Annotated in this window: 13 protein-coding genes; 3 read left to right on the forward strand and 10 right to left on the reverse strand. The window is 40.6% G+C overall.

Features of this window, described 5'->3' with window-relative positions; genetic code table 11:
- Positions 1–124 precede the first annotated feature (124 nt).
- Complete coding sequence (locus ACO6S2_RS05410; RefSeq protein WP_422361495.1) at positions 125–2,029, forward strand: CASTOR/POLLUX-related putative ion channel; 1,905 nt, start codon at positions 125–127, stop codon at positions 2,027–2,029.
- Here ACO6S2_RS05410 and ACO6S2_RS05415 read toward each other — a convergent pair.
- Together ACO6S2_RS05415 and ACO6S2_RS05420 are read right to left on the reverse strand one after the other, a co-directional pair.
- A complete protein-coding gene (locus ACO6S2_RS05415) occupies positions 2,026–2,211 on the reverse strand; it encodes a hypothetical protein (RefSeq protein ID WP_422361496.1) in 186 nt (61 codons plus the stop codon). The genes ACO6S2_RS05410 and ACO6S2_RS05415 overlap by 4 nt on opposite strands.
- Positions 2,212–2,365: 154 nt before the next feature.
- Positions 2,366–2,539: a hypothetical protein gene (locus ACO6S2_RS05420; RefSeq protein ID WP_422361497.1), complete on the reverse strand. Its 174-nt coding sequence runs from the start codon at positions 2,537–2,539 to the stop codon at positions 2,366–2,368.
- A gap of 223 nt (positions 2,540–2,762) precedes the next feature.
- On the opposite strand from ACO6S2_RS05420, the gene gdhA reads away from it, so the two are divergent.
- Together gdhA and ACO6S2_RS05430 are read left to right on the forward strand one after the other, a co-directional pair.
- The gene (gdhA, locus tag ACO6S2_RS05425) at positions 2,763–4,118 is read left to right on the forward strand and encodes an NADP-specific glutamate dehydrogenase (protein ID WP_422361498.1); all 1,356 of its coding nucleotides are present in this window, start codon (positions 2,763–2,765) and stop codon (positions 4,116–4,118) included.
- Positions 4,119–4,413: 295 nt separating this feature from the next.
- Complete coding sequence (locus tag ACO6S2_RS05430; protein ID WP_422361499.1) at positions 4,414–6,042, forward strand: S41 family peptidase; 1,629 nt, start codon at positions 4,414–4,416, stop codon at positions 6,040–6,042.
- On the opposite strand, the gene ACO6S2_RS05435 is transcribed toward ACO6S2_RS05430, so the two are convergent.
- From ACO6S2_RS05435 to ACO6S2_RS05470, 8 genes are all read right to left on the reverse strand, one after another.
- On the reverse strand, positions 6,039–6,560 hold the full coding sequence (locus ACO6S2_RS05435; RefSeq protein ID WP_422361500.1) for a hypothetical protein: 522 nt from the start codon (positions 6,558–6,560) through the stop codon (positions 6,039–6,041). The genes ACO6S2_RS05430 and ACO6S2_RS05435 overlap by 4 nt on opposite strands.
- Before the next feature lie 35 nt (positions 6,561–6,595).
- Entirely contained in the window at positions 6,596–7,210 is a 615-nt protein-coding gene (locus ACO6S2_RS05440; RefSeq protein ID WP_422361501.1) for a hypothetical protein, read from the reverse strand.
- On the reverse strand, positions 7,210–7,992 hold the full coding sequence (locus ACO6S2_RS05445) for a hypothetical protein (protein ID WP_422361502.1): 783 nt from the start codon (positions 7,990–7,992) through the stop codon (positions 7,210–7,212). Before ACO6S2_RS05445 ends, ACO6S2_RS05440 begins: the two co-directional genes overlap by 1 nt.
- Positions 7,993–8,002: 10 nt before the next feature.
- Positions 8,003–11,203: a caspase family protein gene (locus ACO6S2_RS05450; RefSeq protein WP_422361503.1), complete on the reverse strand. Its 3,201-nt coding sequence runs from the start codon at positions 11,201–11,203 to the stop codon at positions 8,003–8,005.
- A 67-nt stretch (positions 11,204–11,270) separates the two neighbouring features.
- Positions 11,271–13,175: a PQQ-binding-like beta-propeller repeat protein gene (locus ACO6S2_RS05455; protein ID WP_422361504.1), complete on the reverse strand. Its 1,905-nt coding sequence runs from the start codon at positions 13,173–13,175 to the stop codon at positions 11,271–11,273.
- Positions 13,176–13,277: 102 nt separating this feature from the next.
- Positions 13,278–14,030: an NRDE family protein gene (locus ACO6S2_RS05460; protein WP_422361505.1), complete on the reverse strand. Its 753-nt coding sequence runs from the start codon at positions 14,028–14,030 to the stop codon at positions 13,278–13,280.
- Between the two features lie 81 nt (positions 14,031–14,111).
- On the reverse strand, positions 14,112–14,750 hold the full coding sequence (locus ACO6S2_RS05465; RefSeq protein ID WP_422361506.1) for a LolA family protein: 639 nt from the start codon (positions 14,748–14,750) through the stop codon (positions 14,112–14,114).
- 81 nt (positions 14,751–14,831) lie between these two features.
- Positions 14,832–17,345: a DNA translocase FtsK 4TM domain-containing protein gene (locus ACO6S2_RS05470; protein ID WP_422361507.1), complete on the reverse strand. Its 2,514-nt coding sequence runs from the start codon at positions 17,343–17,345 to the stop codon at positions 14,832–14,834.
- Positions 17,346–17,348 lie beyond the last annotated feature (3 nt).

Consider the following 17,348-nt stretch of genomic DNA (forward strand, 5'->3'; position numbering starts at 1 on the left):
CGGTTGTTTTTCCATTATTGGATTATTTTTGCCCAAATAAGCTGAAAAATTTTATCTTACATGGATCAATTTTTCGGCCGCTATTCCAAATGAATAAGATTTAATTTAGCTACGACCTGAATCAATGAATAATAGCTCTTCTCTAATTGCTAAGCTCAAATATCAATTTGATAATTATGTATCAAAAGGTACCATGACTCTGATTGGAGGATTGGGGATCTTGACTCTTATTCTTGTAGTCATTCTTGCAGTTATTTTGGTAATGACTGGGTTTGAAGTAGAAGTCGGAGAAAGTATCGGATATCCAGAGTCACTTTGGCAGAATATGATCCACATGCTAGACCCTGGTACTCTGGGTAATACTACAGGTGGATGGGCGCTGAGAGTATACTTGTTAGCAGTGACTTTGGTCGGTGTTGTTGTACTCTCTACGCTGATTGGTTTGGTATCCAATGGTATCTTGACCAAATTGGAGGATTTAAGAAAGGGCCGTTCTTTTGTGATAGAAAGAGATCATACTTTGATCCTTGGATGGTCATCAAAAATATTTACCATCATTTCTGAGTTGATTGAAGCCAATGAAAACTTAAAAGAAGGAGTCATTGTAATTCTTGCTGAAAAAGACAAAGTCGAAATGGAGGATGAAATTCGACTGAAGGTAGGCGATACCGCTAATACTCGAGTGATATGTCGTACGGGTAGTCCTATTGATATTGATGATATCTATATAGCGAACCCATTCAACTCCAAGTCTATTATAGTTTTAGACAAAGACAATGAAAATTCTGATTCACAAATCATCAAAACAATCGTAGCGATTGTAACCAACCCAAAAAGAAGAGAAGAACCTTATCATATTACGGCAGAAATTCAGGATAGTAAAAACTACGAAGTAGCCAAGATGGTAGGTCAGGATGAGGTAGAACTTATTTTGTCTGATGATTTCATATCTAGAATAATGGTACAAACCAGTAGGCAGTCTGGTTTGAGTGTGGTCTATATAGAGCTAATGGATTATGATGGTGATGAAATTTATTTTATGCCAGAACCTTCTCTTGTAGGTAGAACTTTCCGTGAGATCATTTTTGCTTACGAGGATTCGGCCATTATGGGTCTGCAGTTTGCTGACGGAACAGTAGCCATCAATCCTCCAATGGACACCGTATTTAATGAAGGGGATCAGGTAATTGGTATCACAGAAGATGATGATACGTTGGTACCATCAGGTTTGACTGATTATCACATTGAGAGTGATCGATTACTTGAAAGGCCAGAAGAGGAGACTACCGAAGAGCAAATTCTAATTATTGGTTGGAATGATAGAGCTAAAAATATCATTCGTGAGTTAGATCATTATGCGCCATTCGGATCTACCGTAAAGGTGGTTTCCAAGTTTGAAGATCCAGTGACTGTGATTCAACGATTGAAGCCAACCTTAAAAAATCTTACAGTAGAATTCAAGCGTGCGGAGACAACGGATCGCGAGACACTTGAGAAATTAGAGATACCTAATTTCGATTATATTATTCTACTTTGTTACGAACAGCATTTCCCTGTTCAGGAGGCGGATGCACAGACACTTATTACTCTGCTGCATATAAGAAGTATTGCAGAGCGTACAGAGAAACATTTAAACCTGGTAAGTGAAATGATCGACATGAAAAATCGATTGTTGGCAGACATTACTAGTGCAGATGACTTTATTGTAAGTGATAAGTTGCTTAGTTTATTGATGACTCAGGTATCAGAAAACAAGTTCTTGATGCGAGTCTTTGAGGATTTGTTCGACGCAGACGGATCGGAGATTTATATCAAACCTGCTACTGAATATGTGGCCATAGGTGAGCCGGTAAACTTCTACACTATATTAGAATCTGCAGCACGCAAGAACGAAGTTGCCTTAGGCTACAGAGTACTGGCTAAGAGTAAAGACCCCAATGAGGCTTACGGTGTGGTGGTAAACCCTAAGAAGTCAGACATGATTGAGCTGACTGCTCAGGATGAGATCATTGTACTTTCAGAAGATTAAAAAGAAGCTTGCTTCTTCAAGGCAGAACGGATTTCGCTAATCGCCTTTTTTCTATAGTTTTCTTCAGTTTGATTGTTTAGTGACGACATGTGTTTCACATATTGCATCACATTGTTTTTTTGATCTGTGTCTAGTGTTCTCACGTTTTGCATGATTTCCAAGACTGTTGCCAGTTGATCCATTTTCTGTTGTATTTAGTGAACTGATTGAATTCTTAATAGCTACTCCAAAATTAGAGCGAATAATTCATGAAATAAATACGCCTTTTACCTAAAAAGAAATTTAGGTGAGATACGTATTTCTGTTAGTTTATAAACTCTCCCCTGTAGGAGAATGCTAGTAGCTTAAAGCTTTTCGTATTTGGGATAGGGCAGTCTTTCGATACTGTTCACTGGCCTTCGAAGAGTTCAAGTATCTACTTTTAATGTAATTCAATAGATCCATTTGATCTTCCTTTTTCAATGTACGAAGTGTATTGAGCAAATCTGGTGTTGTCGGATAAGTGTTCATATTTTTCTATGTTTTGGTGCTTAACCAAAAGAACGGATTCCATGAGTAAACGACTAATGAGCTCAATTATCATTGTTTTAATAAATGATTAATTGAATAGTTTATTGTTATATGAATATTTGAGATAATTTAATAACGAGGTAAAATATCAAAGTTGAAGACAGGAATATGCGCTGGAATTAGCTAATATTGACACAGATTTATAACCCAAAAATGTAATTCCATGTCCAAGAACATGACTCAGGCAGTAGATACTTTTATGAAAAGCATTGAGGCCAGAAATCCCGGCGAAACTGAATTTATTCAAGCAGTTCGTGAAGTGGCAGAAGTGATTATTCCCTTCAATGAGGACCATCCCGAATATAAGGAAGCCAATATATTAGAAAGAATGTGTGAGCCTGAGCGAGCAGTCATTTTTCGAGTACCTTGGGTAGATGACGACGGAGTCAACCAAATCAATCGAGGGTTTCGAGTGCAGATGAACTCAGCCATAGGTCCTTACAAGGGTGGTCTGCGTTTTCACCCTACGGTAAATTTGAGTATCCTCAAGTTTTTGGCATTTGAGCAGGTTTTCAAAAACAGTTTAACCACGTTGCCACTTGGTGGAGGAAAAGGAGGAAGTGATTTTGACCCGAAAGGAAAATCAGATGCTGAGGTGATGCGATTTTGTCAAAGTTTCATGACTGAGCTTTCTAAGCATATCGGTGGATTTACAGATGTACCTGCTGGAGATATAGGCGTTGGAGGCAGAGAGGTTGGGTACATGTTTGGACAGTACAAGAGACTTCGTAATGAGTTTGCAGGCGTGCTGACTGGTAAAGGATTGCAGTATGGCGGAAGCTTGATTAGAACAGAAGCTACAGGATATGGTACCGTTTATTTTGCCGATGAAGTGCTAAAGGCTCATGGACATTCTATGCATGGAAAGGTATGTGCCGTATCAGGAAGTGGAAACGTAGCTCAATATACCATAGAAAAGTTATTGCATCTTGGAGCTAAGCCAGTCACCGTATCGGATTCTCAGGGCTATGTGTATGATCCCGAAGGGATAGACGAAGAAAAATTGGCGTTCATCAAAGAACTGAAAAACGAAAAAAGAGGACGTATCAGTGAGTACGCAAAAAAATACAAAAGTGCTAAGTTCAATAAAGATGTGACACCTTGGAATGCAAAGGTGGATTTGGCCTTCCCGTGTGCCACACAAAATGAACTACCAGATTACGATATGCAGACGCTGATTGACAATGGCTGTATTGGAGTATTTGAGGGAGCAAATATGCCTACTACAGAAGGAGCTTTAGAGTTGATTAGAAAAAACAGAGTGCTATTTAGTCCTGGTAAAGCATCGAATGCAGGTGGCGTGGCTACATCCGGTTTAGAAATGTCACAGAATAGCATGCGACTGAGTTGGACTAGGGAAGAAGTAGATCAAAAACTCAAGGATATCATGATCTCTATCCATGAGAATTGTGAAAAGTACGGACGTGTAGACAACGATTATGTGGACTATGTGAAAGGCGCCAATATTGCTGGCTATGTAAAGGTAGCTGATGCGATGCTGGCTCAAGGACATGTATAAATTTCGACAATAATATTGATCTGATTTGCGGTGTGATAAGAACGGATTATCTTTGGCCTTCAAATTAAAATCTGGTTCGATATGACAATGATAATTTTAATTGCGATTTTGTTTGTAGGTGCGGCGATTTGCCCATTTGTACTTCCAAATGAAAAAGTGAGCAATCATGAAAAAGACTGGGATACTTGGTAGGCCAGTCTTTTTTGTTTCCTTCTGTCAATTGAATTAAGACCCCTTTTTTGGTATCTTATGGATACTTTCCTCGTAAAAGGAATACTACTTTATTTCTAGGTCTATGAAAATTCAAAATACCAAAGCCCAAATCAGGCTACCCCTTTTCTTGTCCATCGCTATAGCGGCTGGAATATTTATTGGAGCAAATATGACTAGCTCTACAAATGGAGGCTCTGATCTGGCCAAATCACTTCATAAGTTTCGCGAAATTCTCAACTACGTGGATAACAACTATGTGGATGAAGTGCAAACCGAGGATTTAGTAGAAAAAGCCATTAGCGATATGCTTGAGGAATTGGACCCTCATACTGCGTATATCCCGAAAGAAGAACAAGAATATAGTCGTTCCCAGCTGGAAGGCAACTTTGATGGTATAGGCATCGAATACAATATTTTTAGAGATACCATTTATGTGGTGGCACCATTGAGTGGGGGGCCTTCGGAACGTGTCGGATTATTGACTGGGGATAAGATTATAAAGGTAGACGATGAGAATGTGGCCGGCATAGGCATTAAAACTCGTGGTGTATTGGACCGATTGAGAGGTCCTAAAGGCACGCAAGTGACGGTGTCTATCATGCGAAAGAACAATGATGACCTTTTAGATTTTGATATCGTTAGAGATAAAATCCCACAATTCTCGGTGGATGCATCCTACATGATTGACAGCGAAATAGGCTATATCAAAGTCAATAGATTTACAGCCACTACTTATGACGAATTCAAATCTGCCTTAGACAAATTGGATGAGCAAGGTTTACAAAAGTTGATTTTGGATCTGACAGGAAATCCTGGCGGATACATGAGTATGGCTATTCAAATGGCAGATGAGTTTTTGCCGGGAGATCCAATGATTGTTTTCACCAAAGGCAAAGAGTTTAGATATAATCAAGAGCATCGCGCAGGTAGTGAGGGGCTTTTTGAAGATCGCCCATTGATCGTTTTGATTGATGAAGGGAGTGCTTCCGCTTCGGAGATTGTTTCTGGTGCTATTCAGGATAATGATAGGGGATTGGTAGTTGGAAGACGATCTTTCGGAAAAGGATTAGTTCAAATGCCTATCGATTTATCGGACGGCTCAGAACTACGTTTGACGATTTCAAGATATTATACACCAAGTGGCCGCTCTATTCAGCGTTCGTATGAAGGGGGTAAGGACGATTATTACAGCGACGTCTACAATAGATATACCTCCGGGGAATTGTACAATGCTGACAGCATACACCAAAGCGACACATTAAAATATCAAACCGCCAAAGGTCGAACCGTTTATGGTGGCGGAGGTATTATGCCGGACTACTTTATCCCCATGGACACGGCGGGTAATTCTGCTTACTTAAATAAACTGTTTACGACTAACGCTATCAGAGAGTATTCATTGACTTATTCTGACAACAACAGAGCGAAATTAGAAAGCGATGGTTTTGATAAGTACTTTGCAGACTTTATAGTGAGTGAAGGAATGTTGAAAGAATTGATAACAGTGGCCGAAGAAAGTGGGCTGGCTTATAATGACAAGCAGTTTAAACACTCTAAGGACTTAATCAAATTGTACTTAAAAGCTCAGATCGCCAGAGGGGTTTGGAATAATGACGGTTTCTATCCTATCTATAACCAGTCTAATGAGATCTATATGCAAGCCATTCAGCTTTTTGATCAAGCGGAATCAATTATGGCTAGAAGTAATTAATTCTTCATTTTAGCATATATCAACCCGACTATTTTATCCATCAGGTAAAAAGTAACAGCCAGAAAAAAGACATTCAGGTGAATGTTGAATAGAAAAAAAGTGAGGCAGGAAAGCAGTGTGAGCAAAATGAGATAGCTCATGAACCCGGCTAGGTAATTAGCCAACTTGACTGCACCAAAGTGTTTGGTAATCCGGCTTTCCATATAGTCACCTTCTACAAATACCATGTAGCTGAAATAACAGTAGCTCAAAAAGAGCAGGAAGAAAAACCAAAAGTTGACATAGGTATCGCCTGACTCGATATTGAGAAAGGCATTTAGAAGTATAAGCGGACCTGCCGTGATCTCAAAGAGTGTTTCGTGCATGTCATTTTCGAAGAAGTCTCCAATCACTACTATTTTTCCGGCGACGAATTCTTGAATGTCTTGTTCTTCAAGATAAAGTAGCTCACCCATATTTACTGGGTTGAAGCCTGCTTCAATATTTTCAATATCTTTTTGAAGCAAACGGTAATTCATAATGAAATTATTAGGTGTCCATCGGTCTCCAATTCTCACAAAAGGCCTAAGGTTTCTGATTCGACTCGGTTTAAATCTTCAAAAATTTTCAGAGGAGTAAGCTTTAGACTGTCATGGTGTAGTAGTTGATATTTATACACGCCATCAAATACACTGCCGATCACATAGTCGGAAAGCCCACGATTTACATTTTTAAAAATGGGGGGTTCTATCTCACCAAAATCGTTAAGGTGATAGGAAATGATAAGATTGTCGAATTTTTGAAGTGTGGAATCCAATCCCGCGTCGAATGCCGTGGAATCTAAAAAATGAATATCGCAGATGATGTATTTAGGCGGGTGTTTTGCTTTTGTAATGGCATCAAGCACGATCTTCAATTTTTCGCGATCGGTTATTGCTCTTTGCCCTACTGGAAAACCAAAATCATCCAGACGATCGATGAGTTGCAAATCATATGATGTGTTGATTAAAGCGAAATCTTTAGAATCTGGAATTTCTCGATTGGCAAACTTGATAGCAGAAGTACTCCAAATTAAGAGCTTTTCATCTCCTGCCAGCCAGGGCAGGCTCATGAAATAGAAGGTTAAAAGGATCATGGCCAAAGCATTGACCACGATCCCCAACCAGAGAAAGATTCTTTTTTTATCCATCAATTCATACTTTGAATTGCTGCTTCTATACTTGTCAGTTCACATGAACCGTATAAGGAGCTGATAATTTCTTGCATACTCTGACATTGCTCTTCCAGGCTTAGGTCTGCCAAGGAGCTTTTTATGGATTTAAACTCGTTCTTACTTACTACTACGAAGTTGAGAGATGTCATCTCCGTGGATTCCTCTTTATTACTATTGTAGTAAAAAAGTTTTGTATCCGATGTTTGTTTTGGATCAATGGCAATGCCATCTACGGCATAGAACGTATCAGTATTAAACACTAAGTTTCCATCTACAACATCTAATTTTTTGTTGATGGCTTCGCCATTAAACGTGTAACTGGCATAAAAGAACCTTGTATCGTCTGATGGGTAGGAAGTTGGAGAAACGGCAGTTTCATACTTTCCTCCGACTATGGCAATAGGATCTTCGCCAAACTTTTTCACAAAATCCATTTGATTGTTTATGCCCCCGGCGCGCGTACTCATTTTGCCTCTGGCAGGAGAAAGTACCGCTGATAGGGTATAGGCTAAATCAGTACTTCCTCCTTGATTACTTTGCTTTTGGATTACGTATCGTCCTCTAGTTGAACTTAACGCTGCTGCTCGGGCATTCGGGGTTTCGAATTTGAGTTTTGAGTCTCCACTCAATTTATAGCCGGACTTCAAGTACGTTTTACCAGTACTGTCGTAAATTTTCCCGATGACATGAATGACGGTATAATTCTGTGCCTGTGTGGTTTGAAATCCCAGAATGAGTATGAAGATTAATATTCTCATGATGTGTTGCTTAATAAATTCTAAAATCATTTTTCACGTTTTCCTCTCGTGAGGTGGGTACCTGGTTGCCTTTGCTTTTTCTAACCACTTGCTCACCAACCCAAGCTCGCATTTCTGAGATCGTATAGCTACGGCTGCGATCTTTATCGGCTCTTCGAGTAGTGATACCTTCTATGAAGCTGGCAGTAAATAGCCCATTTTCTGAATTCATACCTTCAGCGGCAAATTCGGTACCACCAGCCGCAGATATTACTGTAGCACCCGTTCCCTTTTTCATATCACTAAAAAGTGATTTCGAGAGCTCTAATGTGTTTTGCAGTCCGAAACTATTTTCTTTGAGTTTGACAATCTCTCCTGCTGATCTAAATGATACAGCTCCACTTTTCTTAGCTGAAGCTGTGACGGTTTGCACATCTTCGTCGTCCAACTCACCAGAATGACAAGTGTCCATTAGCAGTATTTTGTTTCTGCAATTAATCCCGTCGATCAGGGACTCAATTTGAGCGTACGACAGTCCGCCATTTGCAGGATTAGAGAAATCCATATTGTTGGTCGCAAAGTAGTAGTTGTAGTCCTTGTCTAATACGCCATGTCCAGCGATGAATATCGCTACTACATCATCTACCTTGGCTTGTGAGATAAATGATCTTATCGTCATGATATTGGCATCTGTGGCTTCAGCGTTTGTGAGCAATTTGGAGTGCACCTTTTCGTAAGCGCTAGAGCCTGAGAGGGCCTCGATCATATCCTGGGCATCTTTGGCTGCAAAGACTAGATTATAATCAGACTGCTGATAGTCGGATACACCAATGCCAATCACATATAAGTCGGGTTTGTCCCACTCTGCTGTATATTGGATTTCGAACTTTTCTGGAATCGACTCCTGACCTTTGATGTTAATGGCGGTTACTTTGATTTCATTGATGCCATTGCTTAAGTCAAAGGATAACTCCTTTTCTATGCTCATTTCGCTTTCAATGGCAATTCCCTTAGATCCAAAAACAGGAACATCATTGGCATAGACTTGCAACTGCTTGATCGGGTAGTTTTTATCCGTAGCAGATATTTGAAGGCTCAGTGTCTTTTGATCCGTTTCTAGTGGAATGGATGTGAAATCAATGGTTACCTCTGGCAGGTCGAATGTATTGCCCAAATCGGCTTCTGAATATCCCAGTCTTTTTAATCTTCGGTCATAAGCGGCTTTGTATGAAGCAATCAGTTTTGTAGGTGCATATCCGATTCGACTTGCCACAATGTCGGGCCTGTTATATTTCAGTTCCAACTGTTCGAATGGAAGCACCTTGTTGTCAGCTTTAAACGCTATGGCCTTGGCAGCACCTTTTGAAGAGCTGTAATACAAATCTGGCGTATAGGTGATGAAATCATTATTACCGATGAGGGCCATGCTGATGGTTCTTTGCTTCGTAGCCAAATCATACAGGGCTATTTCACCATTTTCGTTAGTAGTGATTAAGTATTTGTTGTCTTTGCTGAAAACGGCATCTGTCAGTCTTCCGCTTTGAATATCTGTGATATGCTCGGCATTTGATTTTTTGACAATGAGCTTATAATTTTCCCAGCTGACCTTGAAGCCATTGGATTTGTATTTGTCTTCGAACAGGCGATAGTCACCTTTTATTTTCTTTTTGGCCTTGGATTCGCTGATGGACCAGATTTTAGCATCACCATCTGCAGTGGCTGCAAATATTTGATCATCATCATCAGGGTTGTATTTCACCCATACCGTCTGTTTTTTGGTTTCCAGAAATGAACGAAGTTGTCGGCCTGTTTTGTAGCTCCACATCTTAAAAAACTCCGTATTGACCGCAGCTGTTAGGAATGATTTTCCATCCTCGGAGATATCAATACTGCAGACATCAGAGGATCTATCGAAAGTTCGTACCAACTGACCGGTGGTGATGTCCCAGACGGTCAGGTTTCGATCCAAAGATCCTACCATGATATGCTTGCCATCTGGCATGACATCCACAGCAAGGGCGGGTTGAACGAAACCTTCCAGATCACGGATTTTACGTCCTGAATTGTAATCCCATAGTTTGATTCTTCTGTCGTCATCAGCCGAAACTACCGTTCTATAGTCAGGCGAAAGTCCCAATGCGTTGAGTCCTAAGCCGGTTCCTTTTATTTCCTTAACAACAGGTGGCACATACTGAGTGGCTTCTTTTTTCCCTGGTTCAGGAAAGTCTGCATTTTCAATGTCATACACTTTCATGCCGTATTTTTCATTGACAATGACTTTGGTTTGATCTTGATTGAAAACCGCCACCGCTCTTGGGTGGCTGGATTGCCATCTGATGGGTCGACGTACTTCTTTGAACTGGTTTTGGTTTTCGGTCAGCTCTATGATGGAAATGCTGGATGTGCCTTCACTTTCTTCTTCGCCTTTGGCTGCTGTAAGCGGTAGAAAAGTGTTTTGAGAAATCAATATTTTGCTGCCATCGTTGGTGAATTCTATGTTGCTATAGTTCATGATATAGAAGGTGGTCATGCCCTTGCCAACGCCTACATTACCTTTCCCAATATTCATAGCTAAAGCTACGGGTGTCATAATGGCTTTGGCATAGACCTGAGCAGCTCCGGCACCAGCCACATGATTCAAGGCATCATCAATGATTTTTCCTTTTTCTAAATCTACCAAAAGGAGCTCTACCCCATTGTTTTTATAGCCTCCAGAAATGATCCTGGTGCCATCAGGTGAAATGCCAATACTTTGAATGGAAGCTTTAAAGCCCTTAATTGTTTTTAAAGTATCACCTTGAAGATTCCATACTTTGAGCATTTTGTCGTCGCCACCGGAAACCATGTATTGTTGGTCTTTGGTGAATTTTAGCGTGTTTACACTACCTTCATGGGCATTGATGGTGAGTTTTACCTTGCCGGTTTTAGCATCCCAGAGTAGCACTTTGCCATCCATGTCTCCTGAAATTAGTAATTCTCCGTTTTCAGAAAGCTCCATGCACCTGACAGGTGCGGTATGCGCATTGAAGGTATTGACATCCACACCCGTCTTGACATCCCACATTTTGATGGATTTGTCATCGCTAGCGGAATACACAGCACTGCCATCAGGGGCATATTTCAGGCTATTGATAGCAGCCGTGTGGCCTTGTCTGATAATCAATTGGTTTTCTTGAGCATTTGCCAAAAGGCAAAACAGGAGAGAGCTCAAAAGGAGATAGGAGCGTAACATGGTAATCAAGTTTAAATGAAAATGACTGCCCCGATAAAATCGAGACAGTCTTAACTATGGATTGATATTATAAAGCGTAGCTGATGATTTGTTTTTTGTCAGCCTTGAAGAATACCTGACCCGAAATAGGATCGAAGTCATAAATTGGTTCTTTGTCGCCCAATTGAAGTGTACCCAGTTCTTCGCCAGTCGCTTTGTCCACCTTTACAAGTCCTGAACTTTTGGCTTGTCCACCTGCTCCTACTCTCGAAAGAATCATCTTTATATCTCCTTTGGATTTGGATGCAGTAAACAGTTTCTTGGCTTCATCTCCGAGCATGCTGGCTCCTTTAGCCAGGTCTTCTGCCTGCTGAGCATACATTTTTGAATAGTAGGTTTCCCCTCCATAAGCAGTGCGATGTTGGGAAGATGCTGCGGCAGAGCTTGCTGCCATAGCGATCATGGCGGCTTGTCCTACTCTCAAGGCTATTTTGGCAGCCATACTCATTCCTGGTGCTTCCCAATACTTTTTCCAGCGAAGTGATCCGTCTGTTTCAAACATGAATAGATTTTGACTAGAGCTTACTAAATATCCACCATCAACTAACTCAATGCTTGAGGGAGTTTCGTCTCCTTCGAACTGCTTATCCAATTTTCCAACCAAGACGCTGTAGTCCCCAGAAAAAAGATCGACTTCATATAAATCACCATCTATATACATCAATTCGCGTCCTAGCTCTACTTGATATCTCAGACTTGGTACATCTAGCATACCTTTTTTGTTCCAAATTTTTTCTCCGTCATATTGGATTACTCCCAATCTTCCTTTTGCGTCTGTGTACATGATGCCGTTGCCAACTATCCGATCGATGTTTATACCTGAAATTTTCTCATCCCACTTGGCTTCTCCTGTGTCCGGATCGAGTAGTAACAACCTTTTGGCCTTTTGGGTGATGGCAATGCCATGGTCCCCGAGGTCGATTACCGTTCCATCTACTTTTTTAACTTTCCACTTCTCTGTTCCTGATTTCAGATCATAAAGACGAAGATTAGTATCGTCCTTAGTCACTACGCCGTAGCTCATGGCAGTTAGTGATGGTACGTTTTTCAACTTCAATTCTTGTTCCCAGAATTTGTTTCCTGACTCCATGTCAACCGCTGAGAGTGTGCCGCTGTTTTTCTTTTTTTCAAAAAAGTATCCGGTAGAGAGATCAAGACTGAGGTCAAATTTTTCAAAGGTTTGATTTTTTAGAGAAGTATTATAATCCCATTTGATTTTACCTGTTTTTGCATCCATGCGAGCGATTTTGGTCTTTCCCGGCATGATGATATCTGTGCCCACCACGAATGGAAAATTTTCGCTGGAAACTACATCGCTTTCCCAAATTACCTTGGCGCTTGGTAGTTCCACCATTTTAGTCATTTGCATCCAAGGCGCACCTTTTTGCATAAAATCCTGCCAAGAAGCTGAGATAACAACCATTCTTAACTCAGGAATATATCCTGTGCCATTGTAGTTGAATGTTGGCATTTCTTTACCGAAAAATTTTGTGATCGGCATCTCAGCTTTTCTCGGGCTCATCACTTCCTCACCAGTTTGGATATTGACAATAGCATAATTTTTATATGCGGCATTGTCAGTGTATTTGATTTCTATGAAATCTCCCATTTCTGGATACTCTTCGTCTTCTATCACGTAAATGAATTGTTCGAAAAGGGCAGAAGGGTCTTGTTTTTTACCATCAGCGCCTTTTACTGCTCTGGCGCCCTTCATAATGTTGTTACTCCATAGTTTGTTTCCGTCTCTAGAGTCGATACCGTGCAGACCCATGTCGTTGGTTCCTACCAAGAGGATGCCTGAATCTGTGACTTTGTTCCAGGCAATTTCTTTTTCAAAGTCAAGTTGCCAAAGTGCGTCTTGCGCATGAGTACTTCCCGCCATAGCGAGAAAGCAGGCAACTAAAATTCCATATTTTAGACTGTAGTGCTTCATAATAATTCCAGTTTTTAGATTGTTTTTGGAATAAAATTAGCTTGCTATGAAGCTGAGTTCAATCCGTATTGCTAGGTATATTGAATGCCGAATGGGGAGGAATTAGAGAATAAATTCTACCTGATCTTCTTTTTGTCCAAGATGTGCGTAAATTTTTTCGGTAAAGTTGGTACTTGTACCTTTTTTTAGAAGAGTTGTTGAGCATCGAGTGCCATAGTTTTCCATGGTAATATACATGGCTGACAGCGCACGCTCCCAATCAATAGGTACACCTGTACTTGGAAGTTGATCGTCTGGAGCGATGGTCTTGTCCTGTATGATGCCTAACAGGTTTGAAGATGTCAGATGGTCATATTGAAGTAACTGACTTAGTTTCTGTTTTCCGGTTTCTACTTTAGGCCATGGGTCATTGAGTAGCGCATTGCTAAGGCCGTATATTCCAGGCTCAAGTGATTTTATCTCGTGATTGATATTGTTGTAATACCAAAGCGAGTCATTGTCACCAACCAAAAGGTTAAAGCCATTGTAGGGAATTTGAGCTGACTTTACTTTTTCTAAGTAAGTTTTGGGCTCTACGTTTTGTGTCAGGTAGTCTTTTGTTAGGTCTCCTCTGGTAGGAGCATTGTCGCTGATTTTGGCTATGTCCCGATAGTTGGTCAGTGCAGCAAATTTTCCGGTTTTTGTAACACCCATCCATGTACCACCAGCTGTGAGGTCTTTGCCTGCCAGTAAATCGGGGTAGTTCGGCCATAGCCCAGCGGATTGAGTTGGACGATTATAGAACTCATCTCTATTGGCAGTTACGATCAGGTCATAACTGGCATGTTTTTTCCAGGCGAAGAGTATGAGACACATAGCTTGTAAAACTAGTCATAAATAAAGGCTCTGATTTCGATGCTTACCGTAATCAGAGCCTAAAATATTTTGGTGTTAGAATTATCTAAAGTCGATTACTTCTGCTCCTTGGTATTTTGTTTTGTCGAAGACAAACATTTTATCCGTAATGGAAGCATCTTCTTTAAAACTCAATACCTTATAAAGGTATCGGCTACCAGACTTGTCGAACACTTTGAAACTCTGTAATGATTTATCACTTGCACCAATTTCCATTCTGATCTTGAAGTATTCTTTTTCACGATCCTCTGGCACCAAGTCAACTACGTCGGTAGCACCATTGTTCTTAGACTCTGTATAAACGTATTTGTATCCGGTTTTGTAGATATCAAAAATGTTCGACAATGAAATTTCCTCTTCTTCAGGATCAAAACTTGAAATGGTCATTTCATTTTCTTCCTTGAGGTAAGTATAAATATCAGTTCCATCAAAGGTTACTTCCTGCTCATCCATGATCAACTTGTACTTTTCTCCTCTTACTAAGATTGTACCTTTGAATCCTTCATCTATATCATCTCCCTCATCTTCCATAGTGTAAGAAAACTCTGCTCTAAAAGCAGGTATTTTCTGATATTTTTCACTCATGGCATCCAGTACTTGCTTGGCTGCCGGGTCTTTTTGAGCCACTGCATGCGTTAGGGCAGCAATGCTGAGTATAATTAGGAATTGGATCGACTTCATAATGCGTATTGGTTTAATTTCGGTTGAAAATGATGCACAAATTGCACATTTCATGCCAAATATAAAAGTTAATTAAATTGATTAGAGCCCGTTAAGCTCATTGAGTAACATCTCCAGAGATTGTTCATCAGGCACCAGCACTTCACGAGCCTTGCTGCCTTCGAATGCCCCCACAATCCCTGCAGCTTCTAGTTGATCGATTAATCGACCTGCTCGGTTGTACCCTAGCTTTAGTTTTCTTTGTACAAGTGAGGTACTACCTTGCTGATGCATCACAATCAGTCTGGCGGCGTCTTCGAATAATACATCACGATCTTTGAGGTCTACATCTCCTATACCACTGTCTCCTTCTTCGCCTACAAATTCGGGTAGCATGTAAGCCGAATCATATCCTTGCTGATCGCCGACGAATTCGCAAATCCTGTCTACTTCAGGAGTGTCTACAAATCCACACTGCAATCGGATAATGTCGGAGCCTAGTGATAGCAGCATATCTCCCATACCTACAAGCTGCTCCGCTCCACCGGCATCCAAAATGGTTCTGGAATCGATCTTAGAAGTTACTCTAAAGGACAAACGAGCAGGGAAGTTCGCTTTAATCACCCCTGTAATTACGTTAACTGAAGGGCGCTGAGTTGCTACTACCAGGTGGATGCCAATGGCTCTTGCCAATTGGGCCAGTCGGGCAATAGGGGTTTCAACTTCTTTACCCGCAGTCATCATCAAATCGGCCAACTCATCGATGACAAGAACGATGTATGGTAAGAATTTGTGTCCCTTGTTTGGGTTGAGCTTTCTTTCTGTAAACTTCTTGTTGTATTCTTTTAGATTTCTACACGCTGCGTCTTTGAGTAGGTCGTAGCGATTGTCCATTTCTATACAGAGTGAATTCAATGTATAGATCACTTTTTTAGTATCTGTAATAATTGCTTCCTCTGCATCGGGTAGCTTGGCCAAAAAGTGCTTTTCAATTTTGTTGAAAAGGGTCAATTCAACTTTCTTCGGATCCACCAGTACAAACTTCAATTGTGAAGGGTGTTTTTTATAAATCAATGAAGTGAGCAGAATGTTCAACCCTACTGACTTACCCTGACCGGTAGCACCCGCCATAAGCAGGTGAGGCATCTTGGCCAGGTCAGTCACATACACTTCATTGGAAATGGTTTTTCCTAACACCACTGGTAACTCTGCGCTGCTCTTCATGAATTTGTCCGTGGTGAGTATGGATTTCACATCCACCATTTCTCTATTCTTGTTTGGTACTTCAATACCAATCGTACCTTTTCCTGGAATAGGAGCAATAATTCTGATTCCTAATGCAGCTAAACTTAAAGCTATATCATCTTCAAGGTTTTTGATTTTTGAAATTTTGACCCCGGCTTCAGGTACAATTTCGTAGAGCGTTACGGTAGGGCCAATAGTCGCCTTGATGCTTGATATGCCAATCTTAAAGTTGATCAGCGTTGCAACAATGTTATCCTTATTTTGCTCAAGTTCCTCTTTGGATACTTGTACATTTTTATCCGGATAGTCAATTAGTAAATCTGGAGTAGGATAGACGTATTTGGCGAGATCTAATGTAGGGTCGTAATTCTCCAATTTGTCTGTGGTCTTCTCTTTGGCTTCCGGTTTTTCTACTTCTAGTGCTAAATCGTCTTCTTTTTGTTGTTCTACTGGAGCGACTAGTTTATTTTCAACAACGGGCGTTGGGGTTGGCTCAGGCTCTTCCACTACCAAGTCCAATGCTGGCTTCTCTTTCTTTTTGGTAGTTGGTGCCGTCACCTCTACCTTCCATTCTTCAGATTCATCTTCTTGCTGTTCGGCTTCAGCTTCTTCTTTTTCTACTTCCTCTTTGATTGCAGATACCACGGCGGCTATAGTTTCAGAATCGTCTTCGGCGGCTGGTTCTTCTTGTTCTTCAGAATTTTCTATTTCGTCTTCTATATCTTCCTCTAATCTGCTGCCTAGTGATGGAGTGGCGCTTAAGCCAACCATTTGTGTGATATTGAAGAAATAGATCGTAAATACCGCTAAAGCAAATAATAAAAACAATAGAGTTCCCCAACCCATAAGACTATCGAGTAGAATGGCTAATTCAAAACCGGTACCACCACCGAGAAACCCCCAGATGTTGATTTGCTCAGAATTGATCATAAAGTATCCTATGAAAATACTGATCCACATTAAAAAGAAAGTGGTAAACCAAAAGGACTTTGAAATAGGTAAAATCTCTCTATCAAATACGATTTTATAACCCACTAAAAACAAAAAGGGAGGAATCAAAAAAGAGGCAATCCCAAAAAATTGATAAATGAAATAATGGGCCGTATATGCTCCAAACAGACCAAGCCAATTTTCAGCTTCTAGGCCAGAGGCTTTGAGGCCAGTGTCAGCAATATTTCCCATCAAGCTCTGATCTGCTTTGCCAGTAAACAAATAGGAAATGAACGCAGTGAGCAAAAACAAACTGAAAACAAGGGTGAGAAACCCTAAAGACAACTGAAAGCGGCGGTCTTTCAAAAATCCGATAGAGATGGAGGGTAACTTAAACTGTCTTTTTTCCTTCGTTTTGTTCCTAAAAGTGTTTTTGGCCATTGA

This window comes from Reichenbachiella sp. (assembly GCF_965233835.1).
Taxonomy (GTDB): Bacteria; Bacteroidota; Bacteroidia; order Cytophagales; family Cyclobacteriaceae; genus Reichenbachiella.